Below are 18,328 nucleotides of genomic sequence, written 5' to 3'. Positions count from 1 at the left end.
GGAGCCGGTCAGCGCGCCGCCTTCAGCAGGCGGTCGGCGGCGGCCCGGGCCTCCTGCGTCACGGTCGCACCGGCGAGCATGCGGGCGATCTCCTCGCGCCGCGTGCTGGCGGTGAGGGCGTTGACGCGGGTAGTCACCGGCGCATCCGGGTCCACCACGTCCAGGGCGCTCGCCTTGGCGATGAGGAGGTGGTTGCGCGCCCGGGCGGCCACCTGCGGCGCGTGGGTCACGCACAGCACCTGCACCCGCTCGGCGAGACGGCCGAGGCGCTGGCCGATGGCGTCCGCCACCGCGCCGCCCACGCCGGTGTCGATCTCGTCGAAGATCAGCGTCGGGGCCGAGCCGCGATCCGCCAGCACCACCTTCAGCGCCAGGAGAAAGCGCGCCAGCTCGCCGCCGGAGGCCACCTTCATCAGCGCGCCGGGTCGCGTGCCGGGATTGGTGCGCACCCAGAACTCCACCTGGTCCTGTCCGCCCGGTCCCGCCGCGGCGGGGTCGGTGGTGACGCGGGTGATGAAGCTCGCCCGCTCCAGCTTGAGCGGCGGCAGCTCCGCCGCAACCGCCTTGTCGAGCACGGCGGCGGCGCTGTGGCGCGCGCGTGAAAGGTCCTCGGCGGCGGTCCGATAGGCGGCCTCGGCCTCGGTCACGCTCGCTTCCAGCCGCGCCAGCGTGGCGGCGCTGCGGTCGAGGCGCTCCAGATCGGACTGATAGCGGGCGGCGAGGGCGGGCAGATCGTCGGCGCTGACATGATACTTGCGGGCGGCCGCCCGGAGCGCGAACAGCCGCTCCTCGATGCGCTCCAGCTCGCGCGGATCGAAGTCGGCATCGGCGCGGGCGGCTTCCAGATGCTGGCGCGCCGTCTCCAGTGCATCAAGCGCCTGGTCGATGGCCTCGACGGCCGGACGCACCAGCGCCTGGGCGTCGCCCGCCCGGCGCTCCAGCCGGCGCACGGCGGCGGCCAGCGAAGGCACGGGCGAACTGCCGCCCGAGACCGCATCCAGCGCCTCGTCAAGATCACCGGCGATCTTCTCCGAGCGCATCATGGCGGTGCGCCGCTCGGAAAGGGCGAGTTCCTCGCCCGGCTCCGGGCCCAGCGCGGAGAGTTCTTCCACCGCGTGGCGAATGAAGTCGGCCTCGCGGGCGGCGATTTCCAGCCGCTCCCGTTCGTCCTTCGCTTCGGCGAGCGCAGCGCGCCACGCGCGCCACAGGTCGCCCACGGCCGTGACCTTGCCGGTGAGGGCACCGAAGGCATCGAGCAGGAGCCGGTGGCTCGCGGCGTCCACCATGGCGCGGTCGTCATGCTGGCCGTGCAGCTCGATGAGGCTCGATCCGATGAGGCGCAGCGTCTGCACGCTCACCGCCTCCTCGTTGACGCTGGCGCGGGTGCGCCCGTCAGCCATCTGGATGCGGCGAATCACCAGCGGCCCCTCGTCGGGCAGCTCGGCTGCGGCGAGGATGGCGTGGGCTGGATGGTCGGCGGAGAGATCGAAGGTGAGCGTCACCTGCCCCTTGGGCTGGCCGTGGCGCACCAGAGCGCCGTCGCCCCGCCCGCCAAGGGCGAGGGACACGGCATCGAGCAGTATCGATTTGCCGGCACCCGTCTCACCGGTCAGGACCGTGAGGCCCTCCGACAGGGTGAGATCGAGCTTCTCGATAAGGACGATGTCCCGGATCGAGAGCGTCGCCAGCATGGAATATCAGCCAAGCCCCATCTTCTTGAACGCCTGGCTGATCCAGGACGCCTTGTTCTCCTGCGGCTCGGCCCCTCCGGACTGAACCAGCTTGTAGGCGTCCTTATACCACGAGCTGTCGGGGAAGTTATAGCCAAGCACGGCCGCGGCCGTCTGCGCCTCGCCGACGATGCCCATGGCCATGTAGCACTCGGTGAGGCGATAGAGGGCTTCCTCCACCTGCCGGGTCGTCTGGTACTGGGTCACGACCACCTTGAAGCGGTTGATGGCGCCCGTGTAGTTGCGCTGCTCCAGATAGTAGCGGCCGATGGCCATCTCCTTGCCGGCGAGCTGGTCGCGGGCGACCTCGATCTTCCGCTTGGCGGTGGCGGCGTACTCGGTGTTGGGATACTTGCGCACCACGTTCTCGAGCGCGTCGAGGGCCTGACGCGTCTTGCGCTGGTCGCGGGTGATGTCGGGAATGTTCTCGTAGAGCGCCGAAGCGACGAGATACTGGGCGTAGGCAGCGTCGGCCGAGCCCGGGTAGAGCGCAATGTAGCGCTTTCCGACGCCGATCGCCTCGTCGTACTTGCCCGCCTCGAAATAGGAATAGGTGGTCATGAGCAGCGCCTTGCGTGCCCATTCCGAATAGGGGTGGGTCCTGTCCACATCCTCGAAGCGCTTGGCCGCCTTTTCCGGCTCCTGCCGGCGCAGCAGGGTCAGGCCTTCGTTGTAGATCTTCTCGGCCGGCTCGTCGGGGGGAATGGTGTCGTCCTTGTCGCTGGCGCAGCCGGAGACGAGGAGACCCATGGCCACGGCAAGCACCAGCATCCCGCCGCGCACGAGCGCAGCCGTCAGCGCGGCACCACGCAGGAGGGCGCGCATGGGCAGGACATCGTTCAAGAATCGCATCACGGTTCAGCTTCCGTCCCGCGCCTCAAGGCGCCGCTTGTAACCGAAGGATCGCGCCGGGGAAAACCGCACGGCCGGCAAACCGCCAGCCGGGCACATCCGCCCCACTCCTCGACACGCTCCCTGCTCGTTTCCCCCCATTTCGGGCCACGGCAGGCACTGCCTGCGCGCGTCCGGAATACCTCGACCCCCGCGCCCATGGCCACGGCAGGAAAACAGCCCCTCCGCGCTATCGGTGCTTTCAGTCGGCAATGTGGCGGCGGGCGCTCGCGCGTGCCTTCGGCGGCGAGAGTGTGGCCGCCCCGCCACGCCGGCTCACGCAGCGCGAGGGCGAGCGGCATCTAAATCGGAACGGGGTTAAGACTTCGCAAGCGCGCGGCCGGCCTCGCCCTCCGGGCCCAGGCGACCGGCCCAAGCCAAAACAGAAGCGGCGCCCGAGGGGGCGCCGCAGCTTCAGGATGAGGAAGACCCGATTGGAAGATCAGATTTCCGGGGCGAACACCGGAACCGGGCTGGAGACGCCCATCTCGGCGCCCACGGTGTCGCGGACGGGCCGGACCGGAGCCTCGACGAGGGCATAGTTGGCGCGGTCGGCGAGCAGGGCGTCCACCACCTGGAAGTTCAGCTTGTGGCCGCCGCGGAAGGAACGGTAACGCGCCAGCAGGGGCATGCCGGCGAGGGCGAGATCGCCCACCGCGTCGAGCGCCTTGTGGCGGACGAACTCGTCGGAGAAGCGCAGACCCTCGGGGTTCAGCACGCCGCTCTCGTCGAGGCAGACGGTGTTCTCAAGGGCGGCGCCGCGGGCGTAGCCGGCAGAGCGCAGACGCTCCACATCCCTGAGGAAGCCGAAGGTGCGGGCGGGCGCCAGTTCGCGGCGGAACACGGCCGGAGACATGGTGGCGGCGAAGCGCTGGCGGCCGATCAGATCGTGGCCGAACTCGATCTCCACCTCGAGGCGGAAACCGGCTTCGTAGGGCAGAAGCTCGCCGAAGGACGCGCCGTTCTCGACGCGGACGGGCTTGAGCACCTTGAGGAACTTGCGGCGGCCGCGCACTTCGGTGACGCCGGCGGCGTCGATGGCGGCCACAAAATCGCCCGCGCTGCCGTCGAGGATCGGAACTTCGGGGCCGTCGATCTCGACCGTGGCATTGTCCACGCCGAGGCCGCTCAGGGCCGCGAGGACGTGCTCGACGGTGGAGACAAGGGCGCCGGAGCGATCGCCGAGAACGGTGGCGAGGTCGGTGGCCTGAACGGAACGGCGGCTGACGGTGGCCTTGCGGGGCGCCTGATCGGCGAAGGAGCGGATGAAGACGACACCAGTGTTCGCGGACGCGGGCTTCAGGGTGATGGTCGCTTCGACCCCGGCGTGAACGCCGACACCCTTGAGTGCGATTTCGCGAGCCAGAGTGGTCTGCATCTTTGGTGCGTCCCGTTTCGGGGAAGTTTCCGGCTAACGGGTGTGTCCCGCCTGCCGCACTCCTTCCCTCAAACCTTCACCTTGGGTCCCAACTTTCGCCCCGGTTGTACAAAGAAATTGTCAACACGGCCGGCGAGTCGGTCCCTCAGGATGGGTGCACCCTAGTCGTCACGGGGGGTGACGCCAAATCACGCTTGCTTACCCTCTGTTACGAACGCCCTTTCTCAATTTCTGATTAACTATCAAATAGTTAGTGGCAAGTTTCAGGGCGCCGGACAGGCCTCTGTTACAGCCGTTCGGAGGGTCCTGGGCAATCGAATCGGGAGAGATGTGGCGCGAAAGCCACAGGGTCCGGGCGTCTCGAAGCCGCCCCTGGGCGAACAGATCGGTTGCCGCGGATTGGCCGCGAAAAGGGCGGCAGGGGGGCCGGCAGCCGGCACCGGGGAGACCAGTGCCGGCCGAACTTTCATCGAACGTCCGTTCGCCGGACCTCAGTTCGCCTGACGGCGCAGGAAGGCCGGGATTTCCAGCTGGTCGTCGTCATGGTGCGGGCCGGGACGCGAGGGCACCTCGGCGGCCGGACGCATGGGCGGACGCTTGGCGAACTCGGACACCGGCGGCTCACCGCCACGCGAGGGCATGGTCGGGCGGGCATCGCGCGGCTCGCCACGGCCTTCGGCGCGGGGATCGGGACGCTGCTGCTCGGGACGGCGCTCGGGAGCGCGCATGCTGGGCTGCTCGCGGCGCGCGGGCTCGGGTTCCGGCTCCTCGCGGCGACCGACGTGGGCGAGGCGCTGCAGCAGCGTCATGCGCTTCTTGTCCGGCTGGGCCTGCTCCACCGGCGGCTCGCCCCGCTGGGCGCGGATCTGGTTCTGCGCGGGCAGCGGCAGCTCGTCGACGCGGGGCATGCGCGGCGAACGCGGACGCTGGCCGGCCGGCGGGATGTAGGGGGCGAACTCGTCCTCCACCATCGGCGCGGGCTGGGGCGCGGGCTCCGGCTCGGCGAAATAGGTGGGCTTGGGCGGCGCAGTGCGGATGGTCACGTCGTCGATGGCGACGGCGCGGTCAGCCGGGGCCTGCTGGGACTGAGCCGGCGGGGCATAGGCCTGGGGCGCATAGGCCTGCGGCGCCTGGCCCTTCTGGGCGGCGTCTTCCATGGCGATCAGGTCTTCGGCCTGGATCGCGGCCACGGCGCTGCGGATCTGCGCCTCGCGGGTGGCCTCGACGGCAGCCCGGCCGGCGTTGGAGATCTTGCGACCACCCAGATCGGGGAAGCGGTCGGCGACCGGCTGCAGCTGCTCGGGGATCACCGCCGGGTCGATGCCGGTGGCCACCACGGAGACGCGGATGATGCCGTCGAGCATCTCGTCGAAGGTCGCGCCGAGGATGATGTTGGCGTCGGGGTCCACTTCCTCGCGGATGCGGGTCGCCGCCTCGTCCACCTCGAACAGGGTCATGTCCTTGCCGCCGGTGATGGAGATCAGCAGCCCGCCGGCGCCGCGCATGGAGGTCTCGTCCAGCAGCGGGTTGGCGATGGCGGCCTCGGCGGCCTGGATGGCGCGCTTGTCGCCGGAGGCTTCGCCCGTGCCCATCATGGCCTTGCCCATGTCGCGCATCACGGCGCGCACGTCGGCGAAGTCGAGGTTGATGAGACCTTCCTTCACCATCAGGTCGGTGATGCAGGCGACGCCCGAATAGAGCACCTGGTCGGCCATGGCGAAGGCGTCGGCGAAGGTGGTCTTCTCGTTCGCCACCCGGAACAGGTTCTGGTTCGGGATGACGATGAGGGTGTCGACGCTCTTCTGCAGCTCGCTGATGCCGTGCTCGGCGACGCGCATGCGGCGCTGGCCCTCGAAGTGGAAGGGCTTGGTCACCACGCCGACGGTCAGGATGCCGAGCTCGCGGGCCGCGCGGGCCACCACGGGGGCAGCGCCGGTGCCGGTGCCGCCGCCCATGCCGGCGGTGATGAACACCATGTGCGAGCCGGACAGGTGATCGCGGATCTCGTCGATGACTTCCTCGGCGGCGGCGCGGCCGACCTCGGGCTGGGAGCCGGCGCCGAGACCCTCGGTCACCGCCACGCCCATCTGCACCACGCGCTCGGCCTTGGTGAGGGCGAGGGCCTGGGCATCGGTGTTCGCCACCACGAACTCCACGCCGTGGAGCCCGGAGGTGATCATGTTGTTAACGGCGTTGCCGCCGGCGCCGCCCACACCGAACACCGTGATCCGGGGACGAAGCTCACGAATGTCGGGCATCTGAAGGTTGATCGTCATGCTATTGCTCCGTCCCGATCGGCCCTGTCCGCCGCTCGCGAATCCTTGATGACCTCTTTGTTACGGCAGCTTTCGTTAACCATGTCTAAAAGCTGTCCTTCAGCCAGCGGCCAACGCGACCGAAATAGCCCGGTCCCTCGCCCACTGCCGCCTGCCGCCGGCGCGGCTCGAAGTGTTCGAGCCCTGCCACCTGCGGATAGACGAGAAGACCTGCCGTCACCGCGAAGGCGGCGCCGCGCGCAGCCTCGGGAAGACGGGAAACGCCAAGCGGGCGGCCGATTCTGACCTGCGGGCCGATGACCCGCGCCACGAGATCGGCAAGCCCCTGAAGCTGCGCCGCGCCGCCGGTGAGCACGATGCGCCGGCCGGCATCCCCGGCATGGCCGGAGGCCCTGAGGCGATCGCGCAACAGTTCAACGATTTCCTCCGCCCGCGGCTTCACGATGGTGACGAGCCGGGACTTGGGAACCATGTGCGGCTGGTCGCGCGAATCACCCGACAAGGGCGGCACGGTCAGCATGTCGTGGTCGTCGGAGGAGACCGCCACCACGGCCCCGTGCAGCGCCTTCAGGCGCTCGGCATCGGCGAGGCGCGCGGGCATCCCGCGGGCGACATCGTTGGTGATGTGCTGGCCGCCCAGCGCCACGCCGTCCACGTAGAGACAATGGCCGCCGGCGACGATGGAGAAGGTGGTGGTGCCAGCCCCCATGTCGATGAGGGTGACGCCCAGTTCCATCTCGTCGTCGGTGAGCGAGGACAGCGCCGCCGCGTAGGGCGCCGCTACCATGGCCTCGATGGAGAGATGGCAGCGCTCGACGCACAGCACGAGATTCTTCAGCGCGGTGAGGTCGGCGGTGATGACGTGCATGTCGGCGCCGAGCTCGCGCCCAAGCATGCCGCACGGCTCACCGATGCCGCGCCGGCCGTCCAGCGAATAGCCCACCGGCAGCGCGTGCATCACGGCGCGGCCGTCGCCCACCGCGTAGGTGGAGGCGGCCTCCAGCACGCGGCGGATGTCGAATTCCTCCACCGCCGGGGCGGAGAGGCGCACCGCGGCCTCGTAATGCTGGGAGGCGAGCCGGCCGCCGGAAACGCCGACCACCACCGAGGCGATCTGCACGCCCGAGGCACGCTCGGCCATGTCCACCGCCTGGCGGATGGCGAGTTCCGCCTTGGCCATGTCCACCACCGCGCCGCCCTTGATGCCGTGGGCACGGGTGTGGCCGATGCCGAGCACGTCGATGGCGTGGGTACGGCGCGTCAGCACGTCCGATGCGCCGCGCGGCTTCAGGCGGGCAATGGCGCAGACCACCTTGCTGGTGCCGATGTCCAGCACCCCGACGATGCCGCCCTTCTTCGGCGGCAGCGGGCGCATCTTGGGTGCGAAGCCCTGGGCGAGCCGTCCCCTCATGCGGGGCCTCCCTTCTTTGACTTGGCGCGGGCCTTGAGCATTTCGGCACGGGCGGCGGCGGCAGCGTCGGACTGGCGCACCACCACGCGATCCGGCAGGCGCAGGTCGACGATGGTGATGTCGCGGCTGAGCAGTTTCTTCTCTCGGTCGAGGTCCATGAGGGCGACGAGAGCCCCCTCCAGATTCTCTTCCGGCAGGCGCACGTCGATGCCGTTGCGCGTCTTCAGCGTCCAGCGTCGCTCCGCGACGAAGATGGCGGCGCGCACCTGCTCCTTGAGGGCGGGCAGGCGGGCGAGCACGTCGACGATCTCGCCCACATGATTCTGCGCGCCTTCGCCCACCACGATGGGCAGCTGCACGTAGCGCGGATCGTCCGAATAGGGTGCGATGGGCGTGCCGTCGCGGGCGATCACCTTGAGTTCGCCGTTGATCTGCCAGAGCGCATAGGCCTGGCGCTCGGAGACCGCGATCTCGATCCGGTCGGGATAGAACTTGCGCACGCTGGCGCTGGCGATCCACGGCAGCGATTCGAGCCGGGCGCGCATCTCGTCCGCGTTCAGGAACAGGATGGAGGTGGAGGACTTGATGCCCGCCGTCTCCAGGATCTGTGCCGGCGTGACGTGATTGTGCCCGGAGATGTTGACTTCCTTCACCTTGAAGCCGGCGAGGTTGCCGGCGGCGTCCGCCACGTCGATGGCGATGCCCTTCGCCTCCTCCACATGGCCGCCGAGCACGGTGCCGTAGGCGGAGAAGCCGCCGATCACCGCGATGGCGAGGAGGCTGGCGCTGCGCCGGCCCAAGCGCGAGGTGGACATGCGCACCGACAGGCGGCGCAGGAAAAGGGCGAGGCGGCTGGCGGGCCGGGGATCGATGGCGAGGCGCTTGTGCCGCCCGGGGGGCGGCGCCGGGGCGCGGGGCGCGGCATCGGGCCTTGCGCCATAGCCTGCACCGGGGCGCTGCGGGGGTCGCCTGCCCGCGCCGGGGCGGGGTCCTAGCGATCCAGCGACGCGTCCTCCACCATCCATGTCACAAGCTCGCCGAATGAGATGCCCGCGTGAGCGGCCAGTTCTGGCACCAGAGACGTCCGCGTCATGCCGGGCTGGGTGTTGACCTCGAGACAGACGAGGCCAGAGGCATCGCCCTTCGACGGGTCGAAGCGAAAATCGCTCCGCGACACCCCCCGGCACCCGAGAGCTCGATGCGCCGTGAGGCTTAACATCTGCACCCGTTGGTAAATTTCGGGTAAAATGCGCGCGGGAAGGATGTGACGAGAGCCGCCCGGTGCATACTTGCTTTCGTAATCGTAAAACGCTTGGGTCGATTCGATTTCAATGACATCGAAGACTTTGTCGCCCATCACGGCGCAGGTCAGCTCGAGCCCGGCAATAAATTCCTCCACAAGAAGATTTTCACCGAGGGTCCAGTCCTCGCGCGTCAATTCCTGCGGCGGGTGCTCCTGGTCCTCGCGCACGATGAAGACGCCGACGCTGGAGCCGCCGGTATTGGGCTTCAGCACGTAGGGCCGTTCCATGGCATGGGCCTTGGCGGCCGCGGCCCGGCTGACCAGCCCGCCCTTGGCCACTGGCACGCCGGCCGCGGCCAGCATGATGCGCGCCTGCGCCTTGTCCATGGCCAGCGCCGAGGCCAGCACGCCGGAATGGCTGTAGGGAATGCGCAGGATTTCGAGGATGCCCTGGATGGTGCCGTCCTCGCCCGGCGCGCCGTGCAGCACGTTGAACACCACGTCCGGCTTGAGACGCGCCAGCACCTCGGCGACATCGCGGCCCACGTCGACCGGCGTCACGCGGTAGCCGGCGCCTTCCAGAGCGGCGGCGCAGGCGGCGCCCGAATTGAGCGAGACCTCCCGCTCGGAGGACCATCCGCCCATCAGCACCGCCACGTGTTTGGCCATCGACGTCATTCCCGTTCCGTTACCGGCGCGCGCCGGCGCCTGCTCTGAAGAGAGCAGCTTTGCGCCAGCACCATGGCGCGGTCCGGTTTTAGGTTTTGCTAATGGCTCAGACGGGGGAGAGCGGAAGCCCGATGCGCTTGATCTCCCATTCCAGCGTCACGCCGGAATTGTCCTTCACCCGCCGGCGCACCTCCTCGCCCAGCCCCTCTATCTCCGCCGCCGTGGCGCCGCCGAGATTGATGAGGAAGTTGGTGTGCAGCTCCGACACCTGCGCGCGGCCGATGGTGAGCCCCCGGCACCCGGCGGCGTCCACCAGCTTCCAGGCGCTGGTCCCCGGCGGGTTCTTGAAGGTGGAGCCGCCGGTGCGGCTCTTGATGGGCTGGGTCGCCTCCCGGCTTTCGGTGATCTTGGCCATCTCGGCCGCGATCTCCGCGGGATCACCGGGGCGGCCCTCGAAGGTGGCGCGGGTGAAGATCACGTCGTCCGGCACGCCGCAATGGCGGTAGGTGAATCCCATCTGCGCATTGGTGAACCGCACCTTCTGCCCGGCGCGGGTGACGCCTTCCGCCTCCACCAGCACGTCCTTGGTCTCGCCGCCATAGGCGCCGCCGTTCATGCGCAGGGCGCCGCCAATGGCGCCGGGGATGCCACGCAGGAAGGAGAAGCCGGCGAGCCCCGCATCAGCTGCCGCGCGCGCCACCTTCACATCCGGCACGCCGGTGCCGGCAACGATGCGCGTGCCATCGACGCTCACGTCGGTGAAGCCACGGCCGAGGCGGATCGCGATGCCGGGCACACCGCCGTCGCGCACGATGAGGTTGGAGCCGAGGCCGATCACCGTCACCGGAAGATCAGCCGGGATATGGGCCAGGACATAGGCGAGGTCGTCGGCATCGGCCGGCAGGAACAGGAGCTGCGCGGGGCCACCGACCCGAAACCAGTTGAAATCGGCGAGCGGCGCATTGGCGGTGAGCGTGCCGCGCAGCTGCGGCAGGAGCGGCCGCAAGGCGGGCAGAAGATCAGGGAATGCGGCGGGGGCCGCCCCGCTGGTCTCGGCCATGCTCATGGTGTCACCGGTCCTTCGGGCGTGCCTCTCCCACACATGCGGCGACAGGGCAAGCCGGGCGATTTCCCGATGGCCACGGCCGTGGCATCATGCGGCTCCGTTCGCCTGGAGCTGCCCACCATGAGCGAAGACGCGCTTCCCCCCGACACCAAGCTCACCACCACCAAGCAACGCTGGGCCGAGGAAGGCCGCTTCCTCACCGGCCGCGTCGCCCGCGCGGACGCCGAACGCCTGCCACCCGGCCAGCATCTGGTGCGCGACTGGCCGGTGCTCGACCTCGGGCTCCAGCCGGTGGTGACGCGTGAATCCTTCCGCCTGGACGTGACCGGCGCGGTGGAGACCGCCCTCTCGCTGGACTGGGCGGCGTTCTCCGCCCTGCCCCAGAGCCGCAGCCTCAGCGACATCCACTGTGTGACCACCTGGTCGCGCTACGACAATAATTGGGAAGGGGTGCTGACCCGCGACCTGCTGGAAGCCGTGCGCCCCGCCCCGCACGCCACGGCGGTGATGCTGCACAGCTATGACGGCTACACCACCAATCTCCTGCTGGCCGACTTCGCCTCCGAGGACGCCCTCATCGCTCACAGCTGGGAAGGCCGCCCGCTGACGCAGGAACACGGCGCCCCCGCGCGCCTCGTGGTGCCGCACCTCTATTTCTGGAAAAGCGCCAAGTGGATCAAGGCCATCGAGTTCATCGCCCGTGACAAGGCCGGCTTCTGGGAAGAGCGCGGCTACCACATGCGCGGCGACCCGTGGGCCGAGCAGCGCTATTCGGACGATTGAGGAATTACCGTCCGAACGATCCCCGCAGGACTGTCATGGCCCGGTTCGTCCGGGCCATCCACCCCGCCAGTCGTCCGGTGATGGGCGTCCAGCACCCGCTTCGCTCCACCGTGGATCGCCCGCACAAGGCGGGCGATGACGGCGTGAAAGGAAGCTCGAAAGAAGACACCGACCGCGCCACCCTCACGCCGCCCGGCGGCGCGTGACCTCGGAGCGGGCGAAGAGTTCGGCCACCCAGTCCACGAACACGCGCAGCCGGCTGGTGAGGTGGCGGCTCGGCGGATAGACCACGTGGATGGGCATCTCTCCGGCCCCCCAGTCGGTGAGGATGGGCACCAGCGCGCCCGAGGCGAGGTGCTCCTCCACCTGGAACACCGGTGACATGACCGCGCCGAGCCCGGCCAATGCCGCGGCGATATAGGCGTTGCCGTCATTGGTGGCGACGCTGTAGCGCCCGGTCAGCTCCACCACCTCGTCGCCGCGCGTGAAGTCGAAGGGGTGGTAGCGGCCGCTCTGCTGACTGAAGTAGCGGATGAGCTTGTGCGTCTCCTCGAAATCGAGGGGATGCCGGGGCGTGCCGTAGCGCGCGAGATAGCCGGGCGACGCCGCCGTGACGAAGCGCAGGACGCCGATGCGCCGCGCCACGAGGTTCGGGTCCTGGATCTCGCCGACGCGGATCACGCAGTCCACGTTTTCGCCCAGGAGGTCCACCGGCCGGTCCGTGCACCCCACGTCCAGCGCGATGTCGGGATAGCGCTCCAGGAAATCCGGCAAGGCGGGCATCAGCAGTCGCGTCGCCAGCGAAGGCGAGATGTCGATGCGCAACTTGCCGCGCGGCACCGCCTGCGCGGAGGAGAGAGAGCCGTCCAGTTCGTCGATGTCGTGGAGAATGGCGAGCGCCCGCTCGTAATAGGCCGCCCCGTCCGGCGTTACCGTCACCCGGCGCGTGGTGCGGTTGAGCAGGCGGGTCTGCAGGTGCCCCTCAAGCGTCTGGATATGCTTGGTGAGCGTCGCCTTCGGCATCCTCAGGAGGTCGGCGGAGCGGGTGAAGCTGCCCGTTTCCACAACCCGGGTGAATGCGCGCATTGCAGCAAGCTGGTCCATGCGAGGCCCTTGAATGCGTCATTGTTCCCAATCATGAACAATGAACTCACGAACTGGCGATTTATCCCCTTCTAGATCGCCAATATGGTTTCCGCATCGCACAAGGGCGTGAGAGCCGGGGAATGGCTTACCGCCCAAAAGGACGAGACAGATGACCCCGACCAGCCAGACCATCACCCTCGAGACCGGGACCGGCGCGCTGCCGGCGCGGCTCTATGGGTCGCGGCCGGAGAAGGGGTATGCACCGCTCGTCTTCCACCTGCACGGCGGCGCCTTCACTGGCGGCACGCTGGAGTGCGGGGCCTATATCTCCGGCATCCTCGCGGCGGCCGGGGCGGTGGTGGTCTCGGCGGATTATCCGCTGGCCTGCGAGCACCCCTTCCCCTTCGCCCTCACCGCGCTTTTTGCCGCCGTCACCGATGTCTACCGCCGCCGGGCCGCCCTCGCGGGGCGCGGCGCGCCGCTCTATCTCGCCGGGGAGGAATCGGGTGGCAACCTCGCCGCCGGCCTCGCCATGATGGCGCGTGACCAGCGCTCCCCTCCCATCGCCGGGCAGATCCTCGTCTCGCCCATGCTCGACCCCAGCCTCGCCACCGCCTCCATCCGCCGCGCCGATGCCGGCAGCTGCGGCTGCAAGTGGGCGGACGGCTGGCAGACCTATCTCGGCTCGCCCGAGAAGGCCGCCCATCCCTATGCCGCGCCCCTCGCCTCCTCCCGCCTCGGCGCTCTGCCGCCGGCTCTGGTGGTGAGCGCGGAGGACTGCCCCATGTGCGACGAGAGCCGGCGCTACGCCGATGCGCTCGCCTCGGCCGGCGTGCCGACCTGCGTGCACATCCTGCCGGGGCCGACCGAATGGCCCGACAGCATTTCGTGTCCGGCGCCGAAACCGGCCGCCTGGACGGGCGCCATGCGCGACCTGTTCCGCGATTTCTTCGTTTCCACGCGTCCCGCTTCACGGTCCGGTCGGCTCAAGGCCGATCCGGCCGTCCTTTGACAGACCGACCGCCAAGGACTGCCCCCATGACCGCCCAGACTTCCGCCCAGACTTCCGCCCCGAACGACACGCCCCCCACCCCCGAGTCCGCCTCCACCAGGCCCGCCGCGAAGAAGTCCCGTCTCCGGGAAGCCCTGCTGCTCGGCACCGCCGCGCTCTTCGCGGTGTTCGGCGTGCTTTATGGCCTGCCCAAGGAGGGCGGCGCCCACGCCGACAAGCCCGCCGCTGCTGCGGCGGCGGCTCCGCCAGCCGTGCCGGTTTCGGTGGCCACCGTCGAGCAGCGCGACACCCGCCTGTTCGACACCTTCTCCGGCCGTCTGGAGGCGGTGGAGCGGGTTGAAGTGCGCTCCCGCGTCGCCGGCGCCATCAAGGCGGTGCATTTCCGCGAGGGCGCTCTGGTGCGGGAGGGCGAACTGCTCGTCTCCATCGATTCCGAGCCCTACGAGGCCGATGTGGCCGAGGCCGAGGCGCAGGTCGCCTCCGTCCAGTCGCGGCTCGAACTCGCCCGCAACGAGCTGGAACGCGGCGAGAAGCTGTTCACCACCAAGACGCTGTCCCAGAGCACCCTGGACGAGCGCCTCAACGGCCAGCGCGCCGCCGAGGCCGGGCTCAGGGCCGCGCAGGCGAAGCTCGCCGCGGCGAAGCTCAATCTCTCCTACACCAAGGTCCGCGCGCCGGTGGCAGGCCGCGTCGGCAAGTCGGAGATCACGGTCGGCAACCTCGTGGCCGCCGGCCCCGGTGCGCCGGTCCTCACCACCCTCGTCTCGGTCGATCCCATCTACGCCAGCTTCAGCGCCGACGAAGGCACCGTCGCCCGCGCCCTCGCCGGGCTCGGCGGCGGTGGTGACGTGGCCGACCGGCTCGACCAGATCCCGGTGCTGATGACCGTCGCCGCCGGCACGCCGCCGGTGGAAGGCGTCATGCAGCTGGTGGACAACCAGGTCGATCCGCGCACCGGCACGGTCCGCGTCCGCGCCCGCTTCGCCAATCCGGACGGGCGGCTCCTGCCCGGCCAGTTCGTGCGGCTGGAAATGGGCCAGCCCAAGGCCGCGCCCGCCGTGCTCGTGAGCGAGCGGGCCGTGGGCACGGACCAGGACAAGAAGTTCGTCTTCGTGGTCGATGCCTCCAACAAGGCAGTGTGGCGCGAGGTGACCCTCGGCGCCCCGGTGGACGGCCTGCGCGTCGTCACCAACGGCCTGTCGGCGGGCGAGCGCGTGGTCGTCAACGGCCTCCACCGCGTGCGCCCCGGCGCCGCGGTGACGCCCGAGCCCGTCCCCATGCGGGTGAGCGAGGCGGCGACGACCCGCACGAACTGACACGAGCCGCCTTCCCGGTCCTAACCGGGGAGGCCTCCAGCGAATTCGCCTCGCCCCCTCCCCGCACGGAGGGGGTCGGGAGAGGGCTGCGCCGGGCGTAAACGCCCCCTCGTCCGGTGCAGCCCCTCACCCCCATTGCCGGTCCGATCCCGCGCGCAGACCGCTGCGGGGACGGCCGGTTGCGTCCCGCGTTCCGCTCCTTTCATCCAGCCGCCCCGAGGCGGGAGGGTTCCATGAACCTGTCCAGATTCTTCATCGACCGCCCGATCTTCGCCGGCGTGCTCTCTGTCCTCATCTTCCTTGCCGGCCTCATCGCCATGCGGGCCATGCCCATCTCGGAATATCCCGAGGTGGTGCCGCCGCAGGTGGTGGTGCGCGCCACCTATCCCGGTGCCAATCCCAAGGTGATCGCCGAGACCGTCTCGACCCCGCTGGAGGAATCCATCAACGGCGTGGAGGGCATGCTCTACATGTCGAGCCAGGCCACTACCGACGGCATCATGACGCTGACCGTCACCTTCAAGCTGGGCACCGACCCGGACAAGGCGCAGCAGCTCGTCCAGAACCGCATCTCCCAGGCCGAGCCGCGCCTGCCGGAAGAGGTGCGGCGTCTCGGCGTGACGACGGTGAAGTCCTCGCCGGACCTCACCATGGTGGTTCACCTCATCTCCCCCAACAACCGCTACGACACCACCTATCTGCGCAACTACGCTGTGCTGAACGTGAAGGACCGCCTCGCCCGCATCGACGGCGTGGGACAGGTGCAATTGTTCGGTGCCGGCGACTATTCCATGCGCATCTGGCTCGACCCGCAGAAGGTGGCCGAGCATGGCCTTTCCGCCGCCGACGTGGTGCGCGAGATCCGCGCCCAGAACGTGCAGGCGGCGGCCGGCGTGGTCGGCGCCTCCCCCGGTGCGCCGGGTCTCGATCTTCAGCTCTCCATCAACGCGCAGGGCCGCCTCGCCAACGAGGAGGAGTTCGCCAACATCGTGGTGAAGAGCGGCACCAACGGCGAGATCGTGCTGCTGAAGGACGTGGCGCGCATCGAGCTTGGCGCGTCCGAATATGCCCTGCGCTCGCTCCTCAACAACACCCAGGCGGTGGCGGTGCCGATCTTCCAGGCGCCGGGCTCCAACGCCATCCGCATCGCCGACGACACGCGGCGGGTGATGGAGGAGATCAAGCAGAACATGCCGGAGGGCGTGGACTATTCCATCGTCTACGACACCACCCAGTTCGTGCGCGCCTCCATCGAGGCGGTGATCCACACGCTGCTGGAGGCCATCGCTCTGGTGGTGCTGGTGGTGATCGTGTTCCTCCAGACCTGGCGGGCCTCCATCATCCCGCTGCTGGCGGTGCCGGTCTCCATCGTCGGCACGTTCGCGGTGATGTACGTGTTCGGCTTCTCCATCAATGCGTTGACGCTGTTCGGACTGGTGCTCGCCATCGGCATCGTGGTGGATGACGCCATCGTGGTGGTGGAGAATGTGGAGCGCAACATCGAGGGCGGTCTCTCCCCGCGCGAGGCCACCTACAAGGCCATGCGGGAGGTGTCCGGCCCCATCATCGCCATCGCCCTCGTGCTGATCGCGGTGTTCGTGCCGCTCGCCTTCATCACCGGCCTCACGGGGCAGTTCTACAAGCAGTTCGCCCTCACCATCGCCATCTCGACGGTGATCTCGGCCGTCAACTCGCTGACCCTCTCGCCCGCGCTCTCGGCGCTGCTGCTGAAGGGTCACGCCGCGCCGAAGGACTGGCTCACCCGCGTCATGGACCGGCTGTTCGGCTGGTTCTTCCGCGGCTTCAACAAGGCGTTCGTGCGCGGCTCCGGCGCCTATGGCGGCGTGGTGCGCCGGGTGATCGGGCAGAAAGTGCTGATGCTCGGCCTCTACGTCGTGCTGGTGGCGCTCACCGGCGTGCTGTTCAAGGCGGTGCCTCCGGGCTTCGTGCCGGGGCAGGACAAGCAGTATCTGGTGGGCTTCGCCCAGCTGCCGGACGGCGCCACCCTCGACCGCACCGAGGAGGTGATCCGCAAGATGAGCGACATCGCCCTGAAGGAGCCGGGCGTGAAGTCGGCCATCGCCTTCCCCGGGCTCTCCATCAACGGCTTCACCAACTCGTCCAACTCCGGCATCGTCTTCGTCGGTCTCGACGAATTCGAGGCACGCCGCGACCCGTCGCTGAACGGCAATGCCATCGCCATGAAGCTGAACGGCAAGTTCGCCGGCATCCCCGATGCGATGATCGCCATGTTCCCGCCCCCGCCGGTGCAGGGGCTCGGCACCATCGGCGGCTTCAAGTTCCAGATCGAGGACCGCGCCGGCCTCGGCTATGCCGCCCTCGACGAGGCCACCAAGGCCTTTCTCACGGCGGCGCGGCAGGCGCCGGAGCTGGCCGGCCTGTTCTCCTCCTTTCAGGTGAACGTGCCGCAGCTCTTCGCCGACATCGACCGGGTGAAGGCGCGTCAGCTGAACGTCGCCGTCACCGACGTGTTCGAGACCATGCAGATCTATCTCGGCTCGTCCTATGTGAACGACTTCAACAAGTTCGGCCGCACCTACACGGTGCGCGTCCAGGCCGACGCGCCCTTCCGCGCCCGCGCCGAGGATGTGGGCACGCTGAAGGTGCGCTCGGCCACCGGCGAGATGATCCCGCTCTCGGCGCTGCTCAAGGTGCGCTCATCGGCGGGGCCGGAGCGGGCCATGCGCTACAACGGCTTCCTCTCCGCCGACGTGAACGGCGGCGCCGCGCCCGGCTTCTCCTCGGGCGAGGCGCAGCAGGCGGTGGAGCGCATCGCGAAGGATACGCTGCCCAAGGGCTTCTCCTTCGAATGGACCGAGCTGACCTATCAGGACATCCTGGCCGGCAATTCAGCGGTGTTTGTGTTCCCGCTCGCCATCTTCCTCGTCTTCCTGGTGCTGGCGGCGCAATATGAAAGCCTGATGCTGCCGCTCGCCATCATCATGATCGTGCCGACCGGCCTCTTCGCCGCCATGACCGGCGTGTGGCTCGCGGGCGGGGACAACAACGTCTTCACCCAGATCGGCCTCGTGGTGCTGGTGGGGCTCTCGGCGAAGAACGCGATCCTCATCGTGGAATTCGCCCGCGAGCTGGAATTCGAGGGCCGCACGCCGGTCCAGGCCGCCATCGAGGCGAGCCGGCTGAGGCTCCGGCCCATCCTGATGACCTCCCTCGCCTTCATCATGGGCGTGGTGCCGCTCGTCACCTCCATCGGTGCGGGCGCGGAGATGCGGCAGGCCATGGGCACGGCGGTGTTCGCCGGCATGATCGGCGTGACGGTGTTCGGCATCTTCCTGACGCCGGTCTTCTACGTGATGCTGCGCGGGCTGGCCGGCAACCGGCCGCTCACCCAGCACGGCCACGGCGCCGTGGGGAGCACGCCGGCAGCTCCCGCGCCCCACGCGCTTCAGCCGGGGGAGTAGTCCCTCCCGCAGGCGCTTGAACTA

The 18,328-nt window shown here is 69.1% G+C and carries 14 protein-coding genes; 5 read left to right on the top strand and 9 right to left on the bottom strand.

Features of this window, described 5'->3' with window-relative positions; all coding sequences use genetic code 11:
- Positions 1 to 8: 8 nt before the first annotated feature.
- From recN to murB, 8 genes are all read right to left on the bottom strand, one after another.
- Complete coding sequence (recN, locus tag V5F74_RS19220; RefSeq protein ID WP_394009701.1) at positions 9 to 1,691, bottom strand: DNA repair protein RecN; 1,683 nt, start codon at positions 1,689 to 1,691, stop codon at positions 9 to 11.
- 6 nt (positions 1,692 to 1,697) lie between these two features.
- A complete protein-coding gene (locus tag V5F74_RS19215; protein ID WP_029556465.1) occupies positions 1,698 to 2,582 on the bottom strand; it encodes an outer membrane protein assembly factor BamD in 885 nt (294 codons plus the stop codon).
- 481 nt (positions 2,583 to 3,063) lie between these two features.
- Positions 3,064 to 3,999, bottom strand: a complete 936-nt coding sequence (gene lpxC, locus V5F74_RS19210; protein ID WP_024281274.1) for a UDP-3-O-acyl-N-acetylglucosamine deacetylase — start codon at positions 3,997 to 3,999, stop codon at positions 3,064 to 3,066.
- A gap of 491 nt (positions 4,000 to 4,490) precedes the next feature.
- Positions 4,491 to 6,275 carry a cell division protein FtsZ gene (gene ftsZ, locus V5F74_RS19205; RefSeq protein ID WP_029556463.1) on the bottom strand — a complete coding sequence of 595 codons (1,785 nt, stop codon included), beginning with the start codon at positions 6,273 to 6,275 and terminating at the stop codon, positions 4,491 to 4,493.
- A gap of 85 nt (positions 6,276 to 6,360) precedes the next feature.
- Positions 6,361 to 7,686, bottom strand: coding sequence for a cell division protein FtsA (ftsA, locus tag V5F74_RS19200; protein WP_024281276.1), 1,326 nt, complete (start codon positions 7,684 to 7,686; stop codon positions 6,361 to 6,363).
- Entirely contained in the window at positions 7,683 to 8,501 is an 819-nt protein-coding gene (locus tag V5F74_RS19195; RefSeq protein ID WP_156026279.1) for a cell division protein FtsQ/DivIB, read from the bottom strand. The genes ftsA and V5F74_RS19195 overlap by 4 nt, the downstream gene beginning before the upstream one ends.
- A 176-nt stretch (positions 8,502 to 8,677) precedes the next feature.
- Positions 8,678 to 9,598: a D-alanine--D-alanine ligase gene (locus V5F74_RS19190; protein WP_024281278.1), complete on the bottom strand. Its 921-nt coding sequence runs from the start codon at positions 9,596 to 9,598 to the stop codon at positions 8,678 to 8,680.
- A 106-nt stretch (positions 9,599 to 9,704) separates the two neighbouring features.
- Positions 9,705 to 10,664 (bottom strand): UDP-N-acetylmuramate dehydrogenase, encoded by a 960-nt coding sequence (gene murB / locus V5F74_RS19185; protein ID WP_245279307.1) that lies wholly within the window; start codon positions 10,662 to 10,664, stop codon positions 9,705 to 9,707.
- Positions 10,665 to 10,784: 120 nt separating this feature from the next.
- On the opposite strand from murB, the gene V5F74_RS19180 reads away from it, so the two are divergent.
- The gene (locus V5F74_RS19180) at positions 10,785 to 11,447 is read left to right on the top strand and encodes a sulfite oxidase-like oxidoreductase (RefSeq protein ID WP_029556459.1); all 663 of its coding nucleotides are present in this window, start codon (positions 10,785 to 10,787) and stop codon (positions 11,445 to 11,447) included.
- Positions 11,448 to 11,482: 35 nt separating this feature from the next.
- Positions 11,483 to 11,653: a hypothetical protein gene (locus V5F74_RS19175; RefSeq protein ID WP_156026278.1), complete on the top strand. Its 171-nt coding sequence runs from the start codon at positions 11,483 to 11,485 to the stop codon at positions 11,651 to 11,653.
- Here V5F74_RS19175 and V5F74_RS19170 read toward each other — a convergent pair.
- Entirely contained in the window at positions 11,631 to 12,551 is a 921-nt protein-coding gene (locus V5F74_RS19170; protein ID WP_029556458.1) for a LysR family transcriptional regulator, read from the bottom strand. The genes V5F74_RS19175 and V5F74_RS19170 overlap by 23 nt on opposite strands.
- 151 nt (positions 12,552 to 12,702) lie before the next feature.
- On the opposite strand from V5F74_RS19170, the gene V5F74_RS19165 reads away from it, so the two are divergent.
- The 3 genes from V5F74_RS19165 to V5F74_RS19155 all read left to right on the top strand — a co-directional run bounded on the left by V5F74_RS19165 (position 12,703) and on the right by V5F74_RS19155 (position 18,304).
- Entirely contained in the window at positions 12,703 to 13,545 is an 843-nt protein-coding gene (locus V5F74_RS19165) for an alpha/beta hydrolase fold domain-containing protein (protein ID WP_029556457.1), read from the top strand.
- A gap of 26 nt (positions 13,546 to 13,571) precedes the next feature.
- The gene (locus V5F74_RS19160) at positions 13,572 to 14,861 is read left to right on the top strand and encodes an efflux RND transporter periplasmic adaptor subunit (protein ID WP_394009700.1); all 1,290 of its coding nucleotides are present in this window, start codon (positions 13,572 to 13,574) and stop codon (positions 14,859 to 14,861) included.
- Between the two features lie 233 nt (positions 14,862 to 15,094).
- A complete protein-coding gene (locus V5F74_RS19155; RefSeq protein ID WP_394009699.1) occupies positions 15,095 to 18,304 on the top strand; it encodes an efflux RND transporter permease subunit in 3,210 nt (1,069 codons plus the stop codon).
- Positions 18,305 to 18,328 lie beyond the last annotated feature (24 nt).

It is taken from the genome of Xanthobacter aminoxidans (assembly GCF_043193615.1).
Classification (GTDB): domain Bacteria; phylum Pseudomonadota; class Alphaproteobacteria; order Rhizobiales; family Xanthobacteraceae; genus Xanthobacter; species Xanthobacter aminoxidans.
The sequence above is the reverse complement of the archived record's forward strand: the minus strand, read 5'-3'. Positions and strand labels throughout refer to the sequence as shown.